27 protein-coding genes are annotated in these 22347 nt (G+C 29.7%); 1 reads left to right on the top strand and 26 read right to left on the bottom strand.

Annotated elements, in window-relative coordinates; genetic code table 11:
- Positions 1–42: 42 nt before the first annotated feature.
- From C7N71_RS06450 to racE, 16 genes are all read right to left on the bottom strand, one after another.
- Positions 43–1425 (bottom strand): amino acid permease, encoded by a 1383-nt coding sequence (locus tag C7N71_RS06450; RefSeq protein WP_105988287.1) that lies wholly within the window; start codon positions 1423–1425, stop codon positions 43–45.
- A gap of 256 nt (positions 1426–1681) precedes the next feature.
- Positions 1682–2872 (bottom strand): acetate/propionate family kinase, encoded by a 1191-nt coding sequence (locus C7N71_RS06445; RefSeq protein ID WP_105964797.1) that lies wholly within the window; start codon positions 2870–2872, stop codon positions 1682–1684.
- Between the two features lie 21 nt (positions 2873–2893).
- Positions 2894–3922: a class I SAM-dependent methyltransferase gene (locus C7N71_RS06440; RefSeq protein WP_404799025.1), complete on the bottom strand. Its 1029-nt coding sequence runs from the start codon at positions 3920–3922 to the stop codon at positions 2894–2896.
- A gap of 79 nt (positions 3923–4001) precedes the next feature.
- The gene (locus tag C7N71_RS08220) at positions 4002–4142 is read right to left on the bottom strand and encodes a hypothetical protein (RefSeq protein WP_181398675.1); all 141 of its coding nucleotides are present in this window, start codon (positions 4140–4142) and stop codon (positions 4002–4004) included.
- A complete protein-coding gene (locus C7N71_RS06435; protein WP_157944374.1) occupies positions 4129–4527 on the bottom strand; it encodes a ComGF family competence protein in 399 nt (132 codons plus the stop codon). The genes C7N71_RS08220 and C7N71_RS06435 overlap by 14 nt, the downstream gene beginning before the upstream one ends.
- Before the next feature lie 13 nt (positions 4528–4540).
- Positions 4541–4714 carry a hypothetical protein gene (locus tag C7N71_RS08085; protein WP_157944373.1) on the bottom strand — a complete coding sequence of 58 codons (174 nt, stop codon included), beginning with the start codon at positions 4712–4714 and terminating at the stop codon, positions 4541–4543.
- Entirely contained in the window at positions 4707–5165 is a 459-nt protein-coding gene (locus C7N71_RS06430; protein ID WP_105988285.1) for a hypothetical protein, read from the bottom strand. Before C7N71_RS06430 ends, C7N71_RS08085 begins: the two co-directional genes overlap by 8 nt.
- Positions 5134–5445 (bottom strand): competence type IV pilus major pilin ComGC, encoded by a 312-nt coding sequence (gene comGC / locus C7N71_RS06425; protein ID WP_105988284.1) that lies wholly within the window; start codon positions 5443–5445, stop codon positions 5134–5136. The genes C7N71_RS06430 and comGC overlap by 32 nt, the downstream gene beginning before the upstream one ends.
- A gap of 2 nt (positions 5446–5447) precedes the next feature.
- On the bottom strand, positions 5448–6425 hold the full coding sequence (locus C7N71_RS06420) for a type II secretion system F family protein (RefSeq protein ID WP_140922492.1): 978 nt from the start codon (positions 6423–6425) through the stop codon (positions 5448–5450).
- A gap of 4 nt (positions 6426–6429) precedes the next feature.
- Positions 6430–7290, bottom strand: a complete 861-nt coding sequence (comGA, locus tag C7N71_RS06415; protein ID WP_157944372.1) for a competence type IV pilus ATPase ComGA — start codon at positions 7288–7290, stop codon at positions 6430–6432.
- A gap of 98 nt (positions 7291–7388) precedes the next feature.
- The gene (locus tag C7N71_RS06410) at positions 7389–8123 is read right to left on the bottom strand and encodes a YebC/PmpR family DNA-binding transcriptional regulator (RefSeq protein ID WP_105988281.1); all 735 of its coding nucleotides are present in this window, start codon (positions 8121–8123) and stop codon (positions 7389–7391) included.
- Positions 8124–8213: 90 nt separating this feature from the next.
- Positions 8214–9215 carry a catabolite control protein A gene (gene ccpA / locus C7N71_RS06405; RefSeq protein ID WP_105988280.1) on the bottom strand — a complete coding sequence of 334 codons (1002 nt, stop codon included), beginning with the start codon at positions 9213–9215 and terminating at the stop codon, positions 8214–8216.
- Positions 9216–9362: 147 nt separating this feature from the next.
- A complete protein-coding gene (locus C7N71_RS06400; protein ID WP_105988279.1) occupies positions 9363–9791 on the bottom strand; it encodes a hypothetical protein in 429 nt (142 codons plus the stop codon).
- 14 nt (positions 9792–9805) lie between these two features.
- On the bottom strand, positions 9806–10183 hold the full coding sequence (locus C7N71_RS06395; protein ID WP_105964806.1) for a DUF948 domain-containing protein: 378 nt from the start codon (positions 10181–10183) through the stop codon (positions 9806–9808).
- 73 nt (positions 10184–10256) lie between these two features.
- Positions 10257–10850: an XTP/dITP diphosphatase gene (locus C7N71_RS06390; protein WP_105988278.1), complete on the bottom strand. Its 594-nt coding sequence runs from the start codon at positions 10848–10850 to the stop codon at positions 10257–10259.
- Complete coding sequence (gene racE, locus C7N71_RS06385; RefSeq protein WP_105988277.1) at positions 10850–11662, bottom strand: glutamate racemase; 813 nt, start codon at positions 11660–11662, stop codon at positions 10850–10852. Before racE ends, C7N71_RS06390 begins: the two co-directional genes overlap by 1 nt.
- A gap of 176 nt (positions 11663–11838) precedes the next feature.
- Between racE and C7N71_RS06380 the strand changes: the two genes are divergently transcribed.
- Positions 11839–12327: a YslB family protein gene (locus tag C7N71_RS06380; RefSeq protein WP_105988276.1), complete on the top strand. Its 489-nt coding sequence runs from the start codon at positions 11839–11841 to the stop codon at positions 12325–12327.
- A gap of 42 nt (positions 12328–12369) precedes the next feature.
- Here the strand turns inward: C7N71_RS06380 and trxA are convergent, their stop codons facing one another.
- From trxA to C7N71_RS06330, 10 genes are all read right to left on the bottom strand, one after another.
- Complete coding sequence (gene trxA / locus C7N71_RS06375; RefSeq protein WP_105964810.1) at positions 12370–12681, bottom strand: thioredoxin; 312 nt, start codon at positions 12679–12681, stop codon at positions 12370–12372.
- An 82-nt stretch (positions 12682–12763) separates the two neighbouring features.
- Complete coding sequence (locus C7N71_RS06370) at positions 12764–15118, bottom strand: endonuclease MutS2 (RefSeq protein WP_105988275.1); 2355 nt, start codon at positions 15116–15118, stop codon at positions 12764–12766.
- A gap of 17 nt (positions 15119–15135) precedes the next feature.
- Entirely contained in the window at positions 15136–15621 is a 486-nt protein-coding gene (locus tag C7N71_RS06365; RefSeq protein WP_105988274.1) for a CvpA family protein, read from the bottom strand.
- Positions 15621–15872: a cell division protein ZapA gene (locus C7N71_RS06360; protein WP_105988273.1), complete on the bottom strand. Its 252-nt coding sequence runs from the start codon at positions 15870–15872 to the stop codon at positions 15621–15623. Before C7N71_RS06360 ends, C7N71_RS06365 begins: the two co-directional genes overlap by 1 nt.
- A 111-nt stretch (positions 15873–15983) precedes the next feature.
- Complete coding sequence (locus tag C7N71_RS06355) at positions 15984–16286, bottom strand: DUF1292 domain-containing protein (RefSeq protein ID WP_105988272.1); 303 nt, start codon at positions 16284–16286, stop codon at positions 15984–15986.
- A 15-nt stretch (positions 16287–16301) separates the two neighbouring features.
- Positions 16302–16736 (bottom strand): Holliday junction resolvase RuvX, encoded by a 435-nt coding sequence (ruvX, locus tag C7N71_RS06350; protein ID WP_105964815.1) that lies wholly within the window; start codon positions 16734–16736, stop codon positions 16302–16304.
- A gap of 3 nt (positions 16737–16739) precedes the next feature.
- Positions 16740–17009 (bottom strand): IreB family regulatory phosphoprotein, encoded by a 270-nt coding sequence (locus tag C7N71_RS06345; protein ID WP_105964816.1) that lies wholly within the window; start codon positions 17007–17009, stop codon positions 16740–16742.
- A 66-nt stretch (positions 17010–17075) separates the two neighbouring features.
- Positions 17076–19718, bottom strand: coding sequence for an alanine--tRNA ligase (alaS, locus tag C7N71_RS06340; RefSeq protein ID WP_105988271.1), 2643 nt, complete (start codon positions 19716–19718; stop codon positions 17076–17078).
- Positions 19719–19985: 267 nt separating this feature from the next.
- Positions 19986–21347: a DEAD/DEAH box helicase gene (locus C7N71_RS06335; RefSeq protein ID WP_105988270.1), complete on the bottom strand. Its 1362-nt coding sequence runs from the start codon at positions 21345–21347 to the stop codon at positions 19986–19988.
- A complete protein-coding gene (locus C7N71_RS06330; protein ID WP_105988269.1) occupies positions 21347–22327 on the bottom strand; it encodes a DHH family phosphoesterase in 981 nt (326 codons plus the stop codon). Before C7N71_RS06330 ends, C7N71_RS06335 begins: the two co-directional genes overlap by 1 nt.
- Positions 22328–22347 lie beyond the last annotated feature (20 nt).

Below are 22347 nucleotides of genomic sequence, written 5' to 3'. Positions count from 1 at the left end.
AAATATAAATTGCAAAATAAAAAGATAACTCCAAGTTTGGAATTATCTTTTTTGATGAACTTCATCTGTTAATGATTTTATAATGTATAGTGCTATAATCCAAATTATTGAACCAACCAGTGCAAATAAAGTATTCATTCTAAATAACATCACAATTGCTACAAAAACCAAGAATCCTAAAACAAAATAATTAGAATAAGGGAAAAATGGCATCTTAAAAGTTAATTTGTTAGTTTCATTTTTACTTGAAACTACTTTACGATATTTTAAATGGGCTAAAACAATCAATCCCCAAATAAATAAGAAACATGTAGTAGCAATACTAGAAACTAGTTGAAATACACCATCAGGCATATAAGCATTTAAAATTAATGAAAGTGTAATTATTACAATAGAAAATAAAATACCTTTAGAAGGAATTTGATGTTTATTTAAAGATCCTAATTGCTTTCCTAAAGGCTTTTTAGATCCATATGTTAATGAATAAATCATTCTTCCTGTTGTAAAAATAGCAGAATTACATGCTGAAACAGCAGCTGTCAGTACAACAAAATTAATAATTGCGGCGGCAGAACCAACCCCTATATTTTGAAATACTTGTACAAAAGGACTAGAAGCAGCATTAATATGATTCCATGGATAAATACACATTAAAGCTATTAATGAACCAATATAGAAAATTAGTATTCTAGATGGGACTTCATTAATTGCTTTAGGGATTACTTTTTCTGGATCATTAGTTTCAGAAGCAGTCATTCCAATCATTTCGATTCCTGCAAAACTAAATATAACCATTTGAAAGCTTAAAAGAAAACCACTAAAGCCATGTGAAAACATTGAGTTTCCAAATAAGTTGCTTAAACTAGCATGTCCTACTGGTGTTTTGTAATTCATTATGACTAAAACTACACCTGTAGCTATTAATGCTAAGATTGCAACCACTTTTATTAAAGCAAACCAAAATTCAGTTTCACCAAAAGCAGAAACATTAATTGAGTTAGCCAAAAATAATACGATAAGTAAAAATAAACCTGTTACCCATTGTGGTATTCCTGGAAACCAAAAATGCACATACAAACCAGCAGCAGTAATTTCGGCCATCGCAATTGAAATCCAACAGGCCCAATAAGTCCATCCTGCAACGAAGCCTATTTTTTTACCTAAATATTTATCAATAAATTCAATATATGAATGACAATTAACATCAGATAATAATAATTCTCCAAGAGATCTCATAATGAAGAATCCAGCTACTCCAGCTATCAAATAAGCAAGAACAATTGATGGACCTGCAAACTGAATTGATTCACCAGCTCCTAAAAATAGTCCTGTTCCAATCGTTCCCCCAAGAGCTATTAACTGAACATGACGATTCTTTAATCCCTTAGATAATTGTCCATTATCTTTGTTGGGCGTATCTTTCATAATTCTATGCACTCCCTTTACTAATTTAATTATACATAATAATTATTTATAAGGTACTGTAGTAAAAGTAATTTAAAAACAAATTTACTTTATAAATATTGTTTTGTCAACATTTTTTCATGATTATAAAATTTAAATGAATTTTATTCACCTATTAATGAAATAAAAAAAGAACTCAAAATGGTGTGACTTACAAAAGTTAGTTTTAAATGTCTAACTTTTGTAAGACGGTTCAAAATGAGTTCTTTTTTATTAATTATTTACGTAGTCTTTCAATATCTTTAACAATCATTAATTCTTCATTAGTTGGAATCAACAAAGTCTTAATTGATGAATCATCAGAACTAATATCTCTTTCTACAGCACGAATATGGTTCTTTTCTGGGTCAACACCAACACCAAAATAACTTAGTTTGTCAGCTACTTCTTGTCTAATACCAATATCATTTTCACCAACACCAGCAGTAAATACGATAGCATCTACACCATTCATTTCAGCAACATATTGACCAACATATCTAATGATACGATTCATGTACATATTACGAGCTAATTCAGCTTGGTGATTGTCAGCTTTTACAGCTTCCAAATCACGCATATCAGCTGATACTTCAGAAACACCTAACAATCCAGACTTCTTATTTAGAATGTTAATCATTTCATTAACATCAGTAATGCCTTCTTTTTCCATAATATATGCAAGTAATGAAGGATCAACATCTCCTGAACGAGTTGCCATCATAACACCAGTTACTGGAGTAAAGCCCATTGAGGTATCAAGTGACTTCCCGTGATCAATAGCACAAATAGAGGCCCCAGCACCTAAATGCATTACAACTAATTTTAAATCTTTTAGTGGTTTACCAAGCATATCAGCAGCACGACTTGAAACGTAACGGTAGCTAGTACCATGTGCCCCATATTTACGAGCTTTATGTTCACGATAGTATTTATATGGTAAAGCATACATATAATTTTCTTCTGGCATTGAAGTATGGAATGAAGTATCAAAAACAGCAACACTAATTACATTAGGTAAGATCTTCTTGAATGCCTTAATACCTAAAATATTTGCAGGTTCATGTAATGGTGCTAATTCTGATAATTCTTCAAGTTTTTTCAAAACATCATCAGTAATAACAACAGAATCAGTAAAGAATTCACCACCAGCGACAACACGATGACCTACACCTGTAATTTCATTGTAATCGTCAATGATATCTAAACTTAGTAGTTTATCTAAAACTAATTTAATAGCTTCTTCATGGTTTTCAATATCCATAGTTTTATGAAATTTCTTACCATCACCATATTTAATAGCAACATCAGATTTAGTTAAACCAATACGATCAATGGCACCACTTGAAATTAGTTTCTCAGAAGGCATTTCAAATAATTTGAATTTTAATGTGGAGCTTCCAGCATTAATAGCAATAGACTTTCCCATAACAGTTCTCCTTAATTTGTTTTATTTTAGTAATTTATTTTCTTCCCATTCAACAATTTCAGCTAAATACTTTTGAAAAGCTGATGGATTTTTGAAAGAAGGAAATTCCCCTAACATTATTTTATCAACTTGTTTAGCATCATTACCATGCTTTTGTAAAATTAAAATAGCTTTTTGGGCTTTAACATTAGTAAATAATTCTTTAGGTAAGTTTAATAACCCTTGCATATATGCATTATCTTGATTCCATTTTAATAATTCCTTAGCTGCAGGCGTATTAAAAAGATTACTTGGTACTAAGAAAACACCAAATCCACCTGGTTTAACATGATTCATCCCTTGTTCAATTAACAAATGGTGGGCATATGAATGACCATTAGTAGATCTAGTTTTGTAATTCTTAGTGTTTTCATCAATTGGATAATAACCAACAGGTAAATCAGAAATAACTAAATCTGAATCATCAACCAATAAGTTATCTACAGCATCTTGATGAATTAATTCAACATCATCAATCTTATTTTGCATCTGAAAGTTTAAACTAGCAATAGCCAACATAGAATCATCATTATCGACACCGATACCATGTATATTTGTTTTAAGTGCATCTGATAGCTGATTAACAACGGTACTTAATAAGTTACCAGTTCCAACAGCTAAATCAAGAACACTTAAATTAGACTTATTTTTATATAATCTAATAATTAAATATCCCATAATTGAAGCAATTGTATCGGGAGTTATTTGATGATTTGCTTGAACAGCATCTTCTTTAGTTGCTTTAATCATCGCTATTTGAATAGCTTTTCTAATTGACTCAGCATCCATAGAATTATAATCTACTTCATTATACAGCTTTTCTAATTTAGAAACTATATCTTCATTAGGCTTATCATCTTCAACATGAACAGTATTATTGTTAATCATATTATCACCGTTTTCAATAAAGGCGTCTAAATATGAAACATCTAATTCTTTTTTCAATATTTCAGTAGATTTGTCCAATATATTAAACAAAGTTTCTGTATCTTTCTCAGCCAGTATTCTCACTCCCTTAAAAGATTTAATACAAGTTTAATACTACCAGATTATTATTAATTAATTCAAGATAAACAAATAATTACTTATATTAATAATTTTTTATTAATTCATTAATTGTAGTTATTTCAGCATTATAATTTAAAAATTTAATTGATAAAATAATAGATAAAACTGTTAAAAATATTAATGCCACCATTGTAGCAGAGCCATTATGGTTAATTTTTTTCAATAGAAGTCTCACTTTCAAATTCTTGATGGTTAATAAATGTTAATTTAATAAATAGATGATTTTTATGAATGCTAAAATATGTTGAAGCAACATTTTCTAAAATTGGTACATGTCCGCTTTTATTTCCAGAAAGTCTCAACATATTTTTATAAGTTTGAATCCTATATTCTTTATAATTTGATGGATTAATTAAGGTTATATTATTATCATCTGTTTTAACAACTCTTAAATTTAACTTTCTAGATTCAATTGTACTTAAAAAAACATGATAATTAATAATCTCACTTCTTTGATGTCTATCAGAATTATTAATATACAAAGTTGTGGTATTAATTAGCATAGCAATTAAACTTAACATTAATAAACCCATGATACTTTCTATCACTGTAAAGCCTCTTCTATTTAAGGTTATTCTCATATTTTTTTCTACTTTCAATCAAATGATTTTCGGCATGTTTTATACCATTATTAATAGATTGATCACATTCAATATAAAATAATATACCTAAAGTAATTAAAATAATTGCAATTAAACTATCAATAATCACAAACCCATCTAAATTTTTATTCAATATGATATACACCCCACCCAAGTTGAAAAGTTTGTATATAATCCTTCTTTAACATATTAGAATGCCAACGGTAAGTTGCAGGAGCAACATATCCACCATTTTTAATATCAATTATATAAGAATTACCATAAATACTCATAGTATTAGGAACCTTAATAGATTTAGTAACCCCATTCCAATAAATAAAATGAACATTATTTTTATTTACTATAATTGTACTTGTTATTTTTGATTTTTCATTTTTGTTAATTTTTGTAGACATAACAATACTATCCCATTGATATTTAAAAGAATTCCAAAATTTTTGTTCATCATTACGCTGATAATTTTTAATATTAGGATAAATAAAAATGGTAATACCTACAAACAAAGATGTAACCATTAATACAATAATCATTTCGATATTAGTAAATCCAAACTTACTCTTTTTTAATTGCTTTATTATTATCAATATTAATTCCCTGTTTTTCTGCTCGTGAAATTTGTGATGAATTCAAATAATCATTGTCCTTTAAAGATTGATACGTAACATCAGCATCACCCTTATCAATCAAATAAGCATCAATTTGACTTTGAACCAAAGATATCATTGCATTATTATGAACAGATTCAGCCTTTTTCCTTTGTCCGTTTAAATTAGGTACAATTATTAAAATTAATAATGAAATAATGAATAATACAATAGTCATTTCAATTAAAGTAAATCCAGATCTTTTTTTACATATTTTCATGTTTATATTCCCCTTAATGAGTTATAAATGGGCATCAAAATTGATAAATATCCTAATATAATTCCGATACCAATTAATAAAAATAAAATTGGTTGAACTAAGTTAATCAAACGATTACTTTTATTAATCATGTCTTCAAATTGAAGTCTTGAAAACATAAATAAATTGTTAATTATTTTTTCTTTAGAATTACCTTGTGACAAAAATAAAATAAATTCTTTAGGGATAAAATTATATTTTTGTATAAGTTTTGTATAATTCATCCCATTTTCTAGTTCTTTTTTTATTTCATTACTTAATGAATAAATAATTGTTGATTTATCGAAACTATTCATTATAAATAATATATTCTTGATATCAATACCATTGCTTAACATTAAATATAAATTATAAGACAAATAATAACCCATATAATATTGACATATTTTCCCAATAAAAGGTATTTTAATTAAAAATTCTTTTCTTTTTAAAAAGGATAAACTTCTATAATAAATAAAAATTAGCAATAAGAACACAAATATTAATAATATAAAAAAATATAAATAACTTAAATCATATTTTTCAACTCTACCGATTGCATCTATCTGTGGAACAATTACTTTATTGATACCAATTAATGCCATTAAAAGCATTAATATTAAAAATAATGGATACATTAAAACTTCTCGTATTTTTTTGTGTTGTTTATTTTTGATAGAAATATATTTGTTTATTTCTTTTAAACAACTAATCAAGTTACCATTCTTTTCGCTAATATATATTTGATTATAAAATTCACCGTCTATATATTTTCTAATACTATAACTAAAGTGATAGCCTTGTTCCAATTTTGATAAAACATCATCAATGATATTTGCCTTAATTGTTGTTTGTTTTATGAAAATTAATGAGTCTTTAAGGTTAAATCCCGAATCCAATAGTTCACTAAGTGTTTTAAACAATAGCTGCTGTTCTGGTCCTTTTAGTCTTATATTAAACAAAAATTTACTGCTCCTCATTTATATCCATATATGCAGTCATATTTCCATCTTCATCGTTCGCTAATTTCTGATACACAACTGTATTAATGGCATGATTTATATCTGATGAATCAACGTTTAATTGTTTTAAACGATTAATTACTCCATTCTTACTATTAGCATGAATGGTACTAATTACTAAATGACCCGAAAGTGAGGCCCTTATTGCAGCATTAGCTGTTCTAGCATCTCTTATTTCACCAATGATAAATATGTCTGGTCGATGCCGTAACCCTACTTTAATCAGTTCATCATATCCCATATTAGCAGAATCATTTACCTGTAATTGTAAAAATTCATCTTCAATTATTTCTACTGGATCTTCGATTGTCATTATAATTTTTTTAGAACTAATGCTTTTAGCTAATTTATAAGCCGATGTTGTTTTGCCAGAACCAGTAGGACCCGCAAACAAAATCATCCCTCCTTTGTAGAATCTTTTCTTTAGAGATATCAACTTATTATAATCTGCATAACTCAAATCAGAATCTTCTATACTATAAATAATTCTAATTACCATAGATTCTTTATTACTAAAATTACTAACCGATGAAAATCTTAAATAATATTTTTGACTATCTAATTTATATACAAATGATCCTATTTGTGGCCTTCTATTTTCACTAATAGACATATTCGATATATATTTACAATAGTTAAGCAAAGTTTTAGAAAAAGAGCTATCTATCACTGAATGTTCTAATATTCTTACATTCGTATGCATTTTAATATTAAAATTGTCCCCCGCTGGAAATATATAAATGTCACTTGCTTTAATATCAATGGCATGATTAATTAAGTCATTAAAATACTCCTTCATTTTCATATAAATATCCTCCACTAATATATTCGCAAAAAAGTGTATGTATTTTTTATAAAAAAAAAGATGTATAGAATAACTACACATCTTAAATCATTATTTAATTATTCAGCATCTTCTGGTAACTTAGCAGCTTCATAGACATCTTGAACATCGTCATTTTCATCTAATTCGTCAATTAAGCCAGTATATTGTGATGCTTTATCACTAGGAACTTCAGTAACAGTTTGTGGGAACATTGTTACTTCGGCAGTATCTAGTGTATATTTCTTTTGTAATTCATCACGAACAGCATTTAAATCTGAAGGATTAACAAAAATTTCAAATTTTTCATCGCTAGCCTTCATATCGTCTGCACCAGCATCCAATGCATCCATTAACATATCATCTTCATCAACATTTAAGTCATCACGTAAAATTACAATGTAACCTTTACGATCAAACATATATGAAACAGAACCATTAGAACCTAGAGATCCACCATGATGAGTGAATGCAGAACGAATAGCTGCAGCAGTACGGTTCTTATTATCTGTTAAACAAGAAACCATAACAGCTGTACCAGCTGGTCCGTATCCTTCATAAGTTATTTCTTCATAATTAGCTCCACCAACACCAGTTGCTTTATCTAGTGCACGTTGGATATTGTCTTTAGGCATGTTAGCAGCATGTGCCTTATCAATAACTAAACGTAATTGAGGGTTACCATCTATTTCTGCACCCCCTGCTTTAGCTGCTTGGTATAAATCACGTGAAATTTTTTGGAAAATTTTACCACGTTTTTTATCTTGGGCACCTTTACGACCTTGTATGTTATGCCATTTTGAATGTCCTGACATGATCTCAGCACTCCTCTCGTTTAATTCAAATTCTTCATTTTACAAACATATTAATTATATCAATGCGAATATTAATAATCAAGTACATTACTATTTTGTTGATTGTCTTTCAACAATATCATAATTTAAAAGAATTTGTTTTTTATCAACATCTTCATTATTCATTATTTTAGTAAGTAATCTCATCGCAACAGCTCCCACATCGTATAATGGATGAGTTATTGATGATAATTGAGGTCTTACAAGTCTTGATATTTTGGTATCGTTACTAGTAAATATTTCGAAGTCATCTGGTACTTTAATATTCAAGTCCGTTAAACCGTTTAGTAAACCTGCAGCCAATTCATCATTAGTAACAACTGCTGCTGTTATGTTTTTAGATAAAATACTATTAACTAAATTATAACTGGATTGATAATTACCATTTGTCGAAAATACCAACGACTTATCAAATACATAATTATTTTCTTGTAGGGCCTTTTTATATCCCACTAATCGATAATCTAAATTAATTGGCTGATTTAAAGAACCAGAAATAAAAGCAATTTTTTTATTACCATTGTTAATTAATTTATTAGTCTCAGTTTTAACAGCAGAAATATAATCAATATTGACGCTAGGCACAGAATTAATTTCATCTACAGATCCAGCTAGTACTATATGAACATTAGAATTTTTAAATTCTTGGCGTAATTTATCATTAATCTCATTTCCCATAAAAATAATCCCATCAACTTGCTTACTCAATAGATTATTCAAAACTTTAACTTGTTTAGATGAATCATCGTCTGAGTTGGCTAAAATAATATTATATTTATACATAGAAGCGATGTCATCTATACCTCTGGCTAAAGATGCAAAATATTCATCAGTAACATCAGGAATAATAACTCCCACAGTTGTAGTCTTTTTGCTAGCTAATCCTCTGGCTACAGCATTAGGACGATATTCCATCTTATTGATTACATTCATTACCTTATTTTTTGTAGCAGGTCTAACATTAGAATTACCATTTAAAACTCTTGAAACTGTTGCCATTGAAACTTTAGATTCCCTAGCAACATCATAAATAGTTATATTTTGCTTATTCATATTTTAATCCTTTCTAAACAAATAATAGAAAGTTTTATAGCGCTTTCATTTATTGTATAAATATAGCAGATTAAAATAAAAATAACAAGTAAGCAAAAAAGACTTAGGATTAATCATTTTAATTAATTCTAAGTCTTTTTTGTTCAATTACTTGTCACTATCTTTTTTTAAAAAATCAGGATCTACGACAACATCTTCGTTATCATCATTATTTTTATTATTGATATCCTTAGATTTTTCTCTTAAATTATTAGCAGCTTTATGAAATTGAGTACTACCTTCGTCATAGTAGTATTGAGCCTTATTCATTACGTTATCATTAGCCTTGCCTGCAGCATCTTTAATTTTAGATGTAGCATCTGAAGTCTTAGATTGTAATGATTGTTTAGCATCATCTACCGAATCCATAGCATAAAACGCATAGTCTAATGCACGATCTTTCAAACTATTAGCTGCATCTTTAGTAGTATCTACTATTTTTTTGGCTTTGTCGTCATCTAATTTACGATAAGCAACATAAGCAGCTGCCGCAGCTCCAGCAGTTAGTCCCATAAAAAATAATCCTGCTTTTTTCATAAAAAACACTCTCCTTATTTTCTAAATACTTTAAAGCCTATACCTGCTAGCTTTTCAAGAAAAGAAGGTTTATTTCTCTCTTGAAATTTCTTTGTTAAGCTTTGAGTAGCACTATTTAAATCAGAAACACTTTGACCAACATCAGCAGCAGCTTGATATACAGGATCTAATGTATTAACTTTTTCATTTAAATCTTTAATCATAGAATTAGAACTGATCATAATTTCTTCAGTTTGCTTAGACAAAACATTAACATCTTGAGAAATTGAGTTAATATTCTTATTAACCTCATCAACGGTTTTTGAAAGTTTAATTAAAACAAACGCAGCACTTACAGCTAATATTAAAAATGCAATTGCAGCAATTAAACCAGCTAGAGCTCCTATTGTCATACAATTCCTCCCCCTTATTTATACTATGCTTTTAGAATAGCATTTTCGTAAAAATTTTACAATTAGTTAACATTTAGTTGAGCCACCAATTATCAAATTCATTGAACAATTTTTTCATTGCATTACCACGATGACTAATCTTATTTTTTTCTGTTCTATTCATTTGCGCTAACGTCTTTTTCATACTAGGTACATAAAATAAGGGATCATAGCCAAAGCCATTGTCTCCCCTGGATTTTTCCAAAATAGTACCGTTCAATTCTCCATTAACAACTAATTTTTTACCATCATGTTTAATCAAAACCAGGCAGGTTTTAAAAGTAGCACTTCGATTCTTTTTACCTGATAATTTGTTTAGTAGCTTTTTATTGTTAGCAGAATCATCATGATCACCAGCATATCTAGCTGAATAAATGCCAGGTTCATCATTAATAGCATGAACTTGTAATCCCGAATCATCAGCAAGGACTGGTAAATTTGTCATCTTATGAACAGCTTGTGCCTTAATAGTAGCATTCTCTTCAAAAGAATTACCATCTTCCTTAATAGTGCCTATTTCTGAAAAGTCTTTTAAGGTCTTAAAATTAATATGTTTAGATGCAAACATATTTCTAAATTCAATAGCCTTATTTTCATTATTAGTAGCAATTACAATCGTATTTAACATTAATATCCCTCCAATGTTTTCAAAGAAACTTTTTTAATATCAATATCTCGGTCTAACCATTCTTCTGCTACGAAGCGGAATTTTTCAACAGAACCAGTAGTATAAAATCTTAATGTTCTAGTATGAGATAAACTGTTTTTTAAGTTTAATTCATCAATTGTTTGCTTAATGTCTTTAATTACAGCAATTCCTGGATCGACTAATCTAACATCAGCACCCATAGCATTTTGAATTAATTTACGCATAATTGGATAATGGGTACATCCCATTACTAAAGTATCAACATTATCTTTTATAATAGGTACTAAATCTTGGGTTACTAATTTCTGATCTTCTTGACTCTTATAATGTCCATCTTCAACCATTGGAATAAATCTAGGACAACCTAGGCTAAAAATTTTAACATTATTATTAATCGAGCTAATAGTTTTTTCATAAGCTTTACTTTTTATGGTTCCATTAGTAGCAATTACACCTATACGTTTTTCTTTAGAAATATTAACTGCAGCTAAACTACCAGGATAAATTACACCTATAACTGGAATATCTAAGATATCTTTTAATAAGGATAGTGCATGAGCAGTAGCAGTGTTACATGCAATAACTAAAATTTTAATTCCCTTATCAATCAAGAAATCGGAAATTTGTTGAGCGAATTTTTTTATTTCTTCAGGACTTTTTTCACCATATGGTAATCTAGCTTCATCCCCAAAGTAAATAATATTTTCATTGGGAAATTGTTTAATAGCTTCCTTAGCAACAGTGAGTCCCCCAACACCTGAATCCATAAAACCAATTGCACGTTTATCCAATTACTTAACCTTCTTTCAAAAAGTGTTTAAATATATATTATCATCCTTTTTTAAGTTTTGAGCAACCTAGCAACGATATTTAGCAACACATTCCAAATTTTATTGGATAAAATATACAAATCAATGATAAATTATAATATAATGAAAAATGACAAAAGGAATTGAGGTTAGTAAGTATGAATAATAATCTTTATAAAAAAATCATGGGTAATAAATCTACTAGTCAATATTGGGGACAAGAATTATTAAGAGATATATTGATAAAGGATTTGTTAGGTACTGATGATCATAGTATCCTTTATTGGGCTGGAAAAAAAATTGCACGAAAATTTCCACTTAGAGATGCTTTAGATGTTAGTTTATTTTTTAAGCAATCCGGCTTAGGCGAGTTATCAATTATTTCAGAAAATAAACATGAAATAAAATGGACCTTAAATGGAGAAATAGTTAAAGCTAGACTTGAATCTTCAGCTGATGCTGATTTTATGTTTGAAGCAGGCATTTTAGCTCAAATTGCACAACAACAAATGGGAGTCATTGCAGAAGCTGAAATGAATCCCAAAGAAGAAAAAAATGGTAAAGTAACAATTAGAGTACATATGGATCCAAAAAGTCCTACTAATGATTCTGATGATATTTCAAATTTTGATTTATATTCAAATTAAAAAAAGACAACTTGTAATAAAACAAGTTGTCTTTTTTGTTACTTATAGATATTGATTTAAAATTTTAGCTAATTGTTCTTTGCTGTGATAGCCAACGATACTATCAACAACTTTGCCATCTTTTTTAACTAGTAAAGTAGGTATACTCATAATCCCAAACTTTTGAGGGGTTTCAGGATTTTGGTCAACATCCATTTTATTAAAGGTAACTTTGTCCCCCATATCTTCTGACAATTGTTCAACAACAGGTGATTGCATACGGCAAGGACCACACCAAGTTGCCCAAAAATCAGTTAAAGTAACACCATCAGAAGTATCTTTTTCAAAAGTCTTATCTGTAGTTTCGGAAACCATATTAATAACCTCCTTCGTATTTACTAAAAGTAAGTGTATCATTTTAATATAAGATTGCAAATAATATGTCTTATACGATATATTATCTTAGCTTAACAATCGTAGATCCATCTCCACCAGCATTAGGCGCAGAATATCCAAAGTCAGAGACTCTGCGATCACGTTTTAATAAATTAGTTACACCCTTACGTAATGCTCCAGTTCCTTTACCATGAATAATAGTAATGGAAGGATAGCCAGCTAATACAGCTGAATCCAGATATTGATCTACTTCATGCATTGCATTTTCATAACGGTGACCTCTTAAATCAAGGGTAGTCGATAATCCAGATGAACCAGACCTTTTTACACGCGTAGTAAAATTGTTTTCTTTTTCGGGCTTAACCTTTTCCAAATCAGTATCATCAATTTTCATCTTTAAAATACCAAGTTGTACTTCCCAACTATGGTTACCCATTTTACTCATTAATACCCCACGTTGGCCATAAGATTTAACTAGTACATCATCACCTTTGTGAAAATCATGCTTAGCTTTTTCTTTCTTTAATACTTTATTATTAGATAAACTAATATCATGTCTCAATGAATTTAATTCACCCTTAGCGTTAATTAATTCATTTTCTTTAACTGAAACTTTACCAATCTGATCTTGTTTTTTGTGTAATTCTGCAATAATATGATCAGCCTTATTTTTAGCCTTTTTAGCAATTTCATTAGCCTTTTCTTTAGCTTCAGTAACAAGACGTTCTTTTTGATTTTGATACTTACTAAATTTATCGCTCAATTCTGCATGCAATTTAGTGGCATCAGCTAGCTGTGTTCTCAAATATTCAGCATTTTCTCGAGCTTGTTTAGTCTGATCAGTTAGTTCAACAATCATATTGTTTAAATCTTGACTATCTTGATTGGTTAGTGAACGAGCTTCATTAATAATCTGATCTGATAATCCCAAACGTTCTGCAATATTCAGTCCATTACTTTGACCAGGTATTCCCATTAATAAATGATATGTTGGTTGCAAAGTATCAACATCAAATTCCATTGAAGCATTAGTAGTTTTTACACGATTGTAAGCATAAACCTTCAATTCGGGATAATGAGTAGTTGCAACAACTTCAGAATTAACTTCACCAATTTTATCTAAAATAGACATCGCAAGTGCCGCACCTTCTTTAGGATCAGTACCTGCACCTAATTCGTCAAGTAAAACCAAGCTCTTGCTAGTAAGATTATTTAAAATATCGACAATGTTATCCATATGTGATGAAAAAGTACTTAAATTTTGTTCAATAGACTGTTCGTCACCAATGTCAGCAAAAACATTATCAAAAACACCAATTGTTGATTCTTCATTAGCAGTGATAAATAAACCAGACTGTCCCATTAATTGTAAAACACCTAAAGTCTTAATAGTAATAGTCTTACCACCAGTATTAGGTCCAGTAATAACAATTGCACGGTTATCTTCACCAATTTTTAAATCATTAGCAACCACTTTATCTTGATCAATTAGTGGATGTCTAGCTTGCTTTAAATTAACTCTATTGTCTGTAGAAACTAATGGCTTAGTTGCTTTCATCTTACGAGCATACTTAGCTTTAGCATTTATGAAATCTAAATGACCTAAAATTTTAGAGTTATTAATTATTTCCCATTGATATGGTCTAATTAAGTCCGATAATTCAATTAAAATACGTCTTTCTTCTTGTCTTTCAGCAATCTGATTTTGTCTAAGTTCATTATTTAAGCCAATTACAGAACTAGGCTCTACGTATAAAGTTTGTCCGGAAGAACTACGATCATGAACTATTCCACCAAACTTATTTTTATATTCAGCTTTAACCGGAATAACCATGCGATCTTCACGAATAGTTACTATTGGTTCAGTTAAATATTTGGCTTGTTTTTTGGTGTACCCATTCATAATATTACGAATGTCTGTTTTTACTTTATCAATTCTTTTACGAATACCATTTAACTCTTTAGATGCAGAGCTTAATATGTTTCCTTCATCATCAATTGACAAAGATAATTGTTTCGAAATAGTGGGTATAGTTTGAAATTCATCAACAATATCATAAAGTCTCTTAAAAGAAACATGTTCTTCATACATTTTATCAAAAAAAGATACTAAAGCATTAGCAGATTTTAAAACTTTATTAATTTTAGATAGTTCACTGCCATTTAAAGTAGCATCAATTTTTAATCTCTTCATATATGGAGTTATATCATCCAATTTAGGAATCGATATTTCTTTATCTAAACGTAAAACATGCATTCCATCGTCAGTTTCATCCAACCAAAGATTAATAGACTTATCGTTGTTAGTTGGAACCAACGAAGATAATTCATTTTTACCATTTTTAGTAGTTAAATACTCATAAATTTTATTTTTTATTTTATTGTATTCTAAAGTATCAAAAACTTTAGTATCCATATTGGCATAATACCTCCTTATCTTAACCATTTCTTATATAAATCATGTGATAACAATGGTGTTTTATTAACAATAAAAGTAGCTACCTTAGAATCATAATATTGTTTTTTTATATTGTTCTCGGGCAGAACTAGTATAATATTTAAAATTAAAAAAATCATAAAATATGAAATTATAAAACTAATAAGAGCTCCACCAAAGGAATTTAATTCATGAATAACTGGAATAGAAGTTACATGGTTTATTATTCTCATAATAAATCTCACAACTACAGAAAGAATAATAAATAATATTAAAAAACTAATACTATTACATAATAGATGATTACTAATAATATTAGTATGGGAAAATAAAATATCACTCAAATCTCTTGAATAAAGCAACGATAATAATAAAGTAGCTAAGAATCCAATAATTCTGATTATTTCTTGTGCTAGTCCTTTTTTATATCCAATGTAAATACTAAAAATAAGTATTAAAGATATAATAATTGTAAATAACATTATTCTTTATAGTCCTTTTTTTCTAATTGATTAATCTTATTTTGCAATTTTACCTGCTCCGAAAAAGCGTTGAATGCCAATAATATTGCAGCATCAGCCTTATCTATATCAGGTGATAATTCTTTTAATTGATTTAATTGTTCATTCATTAATTCAGTAACTGTTTCCATATGTTCAACTGAACTTTTACCTACAAATGTATATGTTTTATTGTCTATTTTTGCTTTAAAGCGCTGATTTGCACTAGTCATGTTACACAAACCTCCTGATTATTCAATCACTATTTTAGCATAAAAATAAATTTAAAACAGTTATGCATAAAAAAAGAGCGTCTTATAAGACACCCCTTTAATGAATAATAATTATTCTTTTTTGTCATCATCTTTAGCTAAAAATGTGTTCAAGACAGATTCAACCATATCCCATTCTTCATCAGAATCAATGGTTCTTAAATCTCCACCTTGAGGATCAGTAGGATCATCATCATCTGGTAATACATAAGCTTCAATGTTTACTTCATCGTCATCTGATTTACCAACTGGATAAAGTAAAATATACGATTTTCCATAATCTTCTGATTGGAAAGTGAATAAAACATCATATAATTCTTCATTTCCATTTTCGTCAACCATTGTAATTTGTTGTGTTTGTTCTTCGTTATTCATTAATAAGCCTTCTCTCTATATATTTGTTAGTTTACCCTTGCGATCTAAATAAGTCTGCAAAATTAATTCAGAAGCAATCTTATCAATGACCTTTTTACGACCTTTTCTAGAAGTATCAGCTTTCTCAATTAACATCCGTTCTGCTTCAACAGTAGTTAATCTTTCATCTTCAAAATCAACTGGTAAGCCAAATTTTTCTTTTAACAGTTCACCATAGTGCTTTGATGCATCAACTCTAGGTCCGGAAGTGTTATTCATATTTTTGGGTAATCCGAGCACAAATCCTTGTACACCATATTTTTCAACTAATTGATCAACGCGATCCAAACCAAATTCCTCTTCTTCTTCTTTAATCGGAATGATTTCAACTCCTTGAGCTGTCCATCCCAATAAATCACTAACAGAAATTCCAACGGTTCTAGAACCAACGTCCATTCCCATTAATCTCATAAACTATTTATCCTCACTGTTATTCTTAACCAAATAGAAACGAACTAATTCTTCAATAATTTCGTCTCTTTCATAACGACGAATTAGATTCCTTGCATCATTAAAACGAGGAATATATGCGGGATCTCCTGAGATAAGATATCCTACAATTTGATTATATGGATCATACCCCTTTTCTTCCAAAGATTTATATACTAACAATAAAGTATCATGAACATCCTTAGGAGTATTATTATTTAAATCAAAATACATTGTTTTATCTGAAGCACTCATTCCAAAACACCTCTATATCTATGATGTAAGATAACATAATTTCAATAAAACATTAATTATAAAATATTATAATTTTTGTAACCATTCAATGGCAGCATCCATAGCCTTAGCAAGTCCTTCTGGGTTAGATCCACCGGCTTGTGCTAAATTAGGACGGCCACCACCGCCACCATTAATTTCACTAGAAATAGCTTTAATCAAATCTCCAGCTTTGATACCAGCTTTAACCTGATCATCACTAACGGCAACAATTAAATTAGCTTTACCCTTAATGCTTGTACCTAATACTAACACATCTGAGAGATTTTTATTACGCCAAGTATCAGCTAACTGTCTTAATTGACCCATACCAGAAACTTTTAATACACCTGTAATCACCTTTAGATTGCCAGCATTTTGTACATTTTCAAATACAGAATCTGCTTGTTGGTTGGCCATTTTAGTTTCTAAAGTTTCTTGTTTTTGTTGCAATTCTTTAATTTCTTCTTGTAGTTGATTTATTCTATTTGGAACTTCTTCAAGTTTATTGGTCTTAGTATTAATAGCAATTTGTTTCAAAATATTTTCTTCATTGTTCAAATATTTAAAAGCATCACCAGAAGTAACGGCTTCAATTCTTCTTACTCCAGCACCAACACCAGATTCAGAAGTAATCTTAAACAAGCCCAATTCATTAGTATTTTTAACATGATTTCCACCGCAAAATTCTACAGAAAAATCACCAGCACTAACAACTCTTACTTTATCGCCATATTTATTATCAAATAAGGCAATTGCTCCCATTTTTTTACCATTTTCTTGGTCAGTTTCAACAGTATTAACAGGTAATTCCTTAAAGATTTGTTCATTAACTAGTTCTTCAACTTTATTTAAATCATCTTCAGTAACTGAACCAAAATGAGTAAAATCAAATCTTAGGTAATTAGGTTCAACTAAAGATCCAGCTTGTTGAGTATGGTTTCCTAATATATTTCTTAATGATTGATCTAACAAATGAGTGGCAGTATGATTTTTCTCAACTTTACTGTGGAAATGACGATCAACATCTAATGAATAACTATCATTTTTATTCATAGGCTTTAGGACTTCAACAGTGTGTAAATTCTGTCCATTAGGCGCATTTTGAACATCAGTTACCTTAGCACAAATATCACCATTGGCATCTTTAATTACACCTTGATCAGCAACTTGTCCACCCATTTCAGCATAAAATGGAGTTTTATCAAAAATAAATTCAGCAATGCCTTTATCAACTGAATCAACTAATTTTTCGTTAACGATAATATCAAGTAATTTAGCATTGGCAACACTTAATTGATTATATCCAACATATTTACTTGAAGTCTTAATTTCAAGTAATAAATCACGTTGAACACCCATTGATTTCTTATCTCCACGTGCATTACGTGCTCGATCTTTTTGCTTTTGCATTTCAGATTTAAAGCCATCTTCGTCAACAGAATAGCCTTCATCATTTAGATATTCTCTGGTCATTTCTAATGGGAAACCATAAGTATCGTAAAGTTTAAATGCATCTTTTCCACTAACAATTTTATTGTCAGATTCTTTTAATCCATCTAGAAGATTATTTAATAAGTCTAAACCATCAGATAATGTTTCATTAAAGCGTTTCTCTTCAGAATGAATAACTTTTGCTAAGTAATCCTTTTGTTCTAGCACTTCTGGATAATAAGATTTCATTATTTCACCAACGATTGGTACTAATTTGTATAAGAAATCTTTTTCAATTCCTAATCGATGTCCTGAAACAATTGCTCTTCTAATTAATCTTCTAATAACATAGCCGCGACCAACATTAGATGGAAGTGCACCATCGCCAATAGCAAATGTAATCGCACGTGCATGATCAGCAATGATCTTAAAGTCAACATCATCTTGATCATCTGATCCATATTTTTTATTATTACTAAATTCTTCAGTTTTATGAATAATTGGTAAAAATAAATCAGTTTCAAAGTTAGTTGGTGCATTTTGAAAAATAGAAGTTACACGTTCTAACCCCATCCCAGTATCAATGTTTTTTCTTGGTAGAGGTTCATAAGTATCATCAGGTTTATGGTTAAACTGTGAAAATACAATATTCCATACTTCCAGGTAGCGTTCATTTTCACCACCAGGATAGTTTTCTGGGTCATCTGGTTTTAAATCATCATGTTCAGGTCCTCGATCATAAAAAACTTCAGTATCAGGGCCTGAAGGTCCTTGACCAATATCCCAAAAGTTATCGTCCATATCAATTAAATGATCTGGAGCAACTCCAGCGGCTTCCCAATATTTTTTAGCATCAGTATCCTTAGGGTAAACAGTCATATATAATTTGTCTTTATCCCAGCCAAACCAATCTGGTGAAGTTAATAATTCAAAAGCCCAATTAATGGCTTCTTTTTTGAAATAATCACCCACTGAGAAATTACCTAGCATTTCAAACAAAGTATGATGACGGGCAGTTTTACCAACATTTTCAATATCATTAGTTCTGATACTCTTTTGTGAACTAGTCAAACGATGATTTTTAGGAACTACGCTACCATCAAAATATTTTTTCATAGTAGCAACACCGGAATTAATCCATAATAAAGATGGATCATCTTTAGGTACTAATGAAGCACTAGGTTCAATAGTATRACCATGTTGCTTAAAAAAGTCTAAATACATAGCTCTAATTTGACTACTACTTAAGTTTTTCATAATTTTCCTCCAAAAAGCACAAAAACACCGTTGCAGTAAAGACGCTTACACGCGGTACCACTTTACTTGCAACGATGTTTTCGTTTACCTCTTTATTCTCAATAACGCTGAGTAACGATTAAATTCATCATAAAAAGACAGCATTTATAAAAATAACTCACCTTTCGCACCAACCAAGATGTCTCTTAAATAGTTATTTAATATAAACATATTCTCTTCGTTATTCTCATATATGATTATAAAATTTGTTAAAAATGGTGTCAATAATTATCTATAGCGTTGAGAACTATTCTTTCTTGACTTACGTTTGCGACGACCTTCTTCTCGTTGTTCAACTCGACGATTCATTTCATCATTACGTTTTAATTCATTCTTAATCTTACGTTTATAACCAGGTTTAATATTACGTTTCTTCTTCTTAATCATACCAATCATATTTGGTTGAAGTTTATCATGACCACGACGATGAGCTTTACGGCGATTACGATCATAAGTATCTACAATACGACCACCTTTGATAGCTTTGGGTTTAAATGAAATCCCCATTTTTTCTAAAGCGTCAATTTCATCTTCTTCATCAGGATCGTACAAAGTAATAGCAGTTCCGGACATATTGTTTCTACCAGTTCTACCAACACGATGAATAAAGTATTCTAAATCTTCAGGAATATCATCATTGATAACATCCGATACTCCTTCAATATCAATACCACGAGCAGCTAAATCCGTAGCTACTACAAATTGAAAATCAAGATTTTGAATTTGCTTCATCATGCGCTTACGTTCACGAGGAGTCAGAGCCCCAGATACCATTCCAACTTTTAATCCTTGATTACGTAAATATTCATATAGTTCTTCAACTCTTTTTTTAGTGTTGGCAAAAATCAATACTAAATATGGTTCACCCATCGTAATTAACTTATAAATTAAATCATTACGATTTTCGCCTTTGGTTGATATCAATAAATTATCAATATTAGGATTAATTACAGAAGTATTTGGAATATTTTCAATATATGGATTAGTCATATACTTCTTCAAAAATGTACGTAATTTTTGTGGAATAGTAGCTGAAAATACCATCATTTGAACATCTTTACCAAAACTAGCAGCAATGGTATCAACCTCATTTAAGAAACCTAAATCCATTGTCATATCAGCTTCATCAATCACTAAGCTTTTAGCAGTATGAACATCTAAATGTTGACCCTTAATTAAATCTGCAACTCTTCCTGGAGTCCCGATTACAATTTGTGGTTGTTCATTTTTCAATTTTTCAATCTGACGTTTTTTATCAGTACCACCAACATAATTGGCCAAATGAATGACTTGATCACTATGTTTAGCTAATTGCTTAGCATTTTCATAAATTTGATAAGCCAATTCACGACTTGGCGTAGTGATTACTGCTTGAACACTGTTTTCATCAAGATTCACTTCTTCAAAAATAGGCAATAAAAAGGCATGAGTCTTACCACTACCAGTAGCAGATTGACCAATTACACTTCTCCCTTTCATAATTTCGGGAATTATATTTTCTTGTATTTTTGTTGGTTCTTTAAAATTTAATTCATCTAAGGCATTCATAATAAATGGCTTAAAATTGTATTGCTTAAAAGTAGTTGTCATTATTTATCTCCTTTATAATCAGCAACTAACGTATCTAATTGTTCGATGACCTGCTTAATTTCGTCATCATCTTTAGCAACAGCTCCACTTGCTAATGGATGACCTCCGCCACCGAATTTCTTAGCTAATTCATTAATTGATGGTCCTTTAGAACGTAATCTAATGCGATAACTGCTATCTTTTTGTTGAACAAAAATTGCCCATGAACTAACCTGTTTAATATTTCCAGGTAATGGAACAACCGCAGAAGTACTTTCATCCCCTAAATTAAATGGTTCTAGGACTTTATCGCTTAATATTAAGTAAGCTGCTCCACTATCTTTAATATTTAAATTTTCGTATACATAAGCTGATAAACGTGCCAATGGAATATCAATTTCAGATTCGATATTATTAACTTCAGTTGTAGAAAAATTTAATTTTGCTAATTCAGAAGCTACTCTAAAAGTATTAGCAGACGTTGAAGGATATTTAAATCGGCCAGTATCTCCAACAATTCCTGCATACAATAGTCGGCCAGCTTCATCATTAATTTTTAGTTTCTTAGAAGCATCATATAAATCATAAATAAGCTCAGAAGTACTTGATGCTTCTGGTTTAACCCACATAATATCACCAAATTGATCATCGTTAGGATGGTGATCAATTTTAATCATCATTTTACCTTTAGTATAACGAGAATCATCAACGCGAGGTTGATTAGCAGTATCACAAACAATTACTAATGCATTTTCGTAGACATCATCGTCAATATTATTAGTCTTACCTAACCAATCAAATCCATGGTATTGTTTACCCACACAATAAACTTTTTTGTTAGGAAAAGACGTTTTAATAATATTTGCTAATCCCATTTGAGATCCATAAGCATCTGGATCTGGTCTTTGATGACGATGAATGATAATCGTATCAAAATCACAAATGGCTTTAATAATTTTCTTTTCAGTTGATAAATTAAATGCTTTTAAAATTTTTTGCATAACTATAACTAATGACCTTC

Source organism: Apilactobacillus timberlakei, assembly GCF_002993965.1.
Lineage (GTDB): Bacteria > Bacillota > Bacilli > Lactobacillales > Lactobacillaceae > Apilactobacillus > Apilactobacillus timberlakei.
This window is presented reverse-complemented; position numbering and strand designations above follow the sequence as displayed.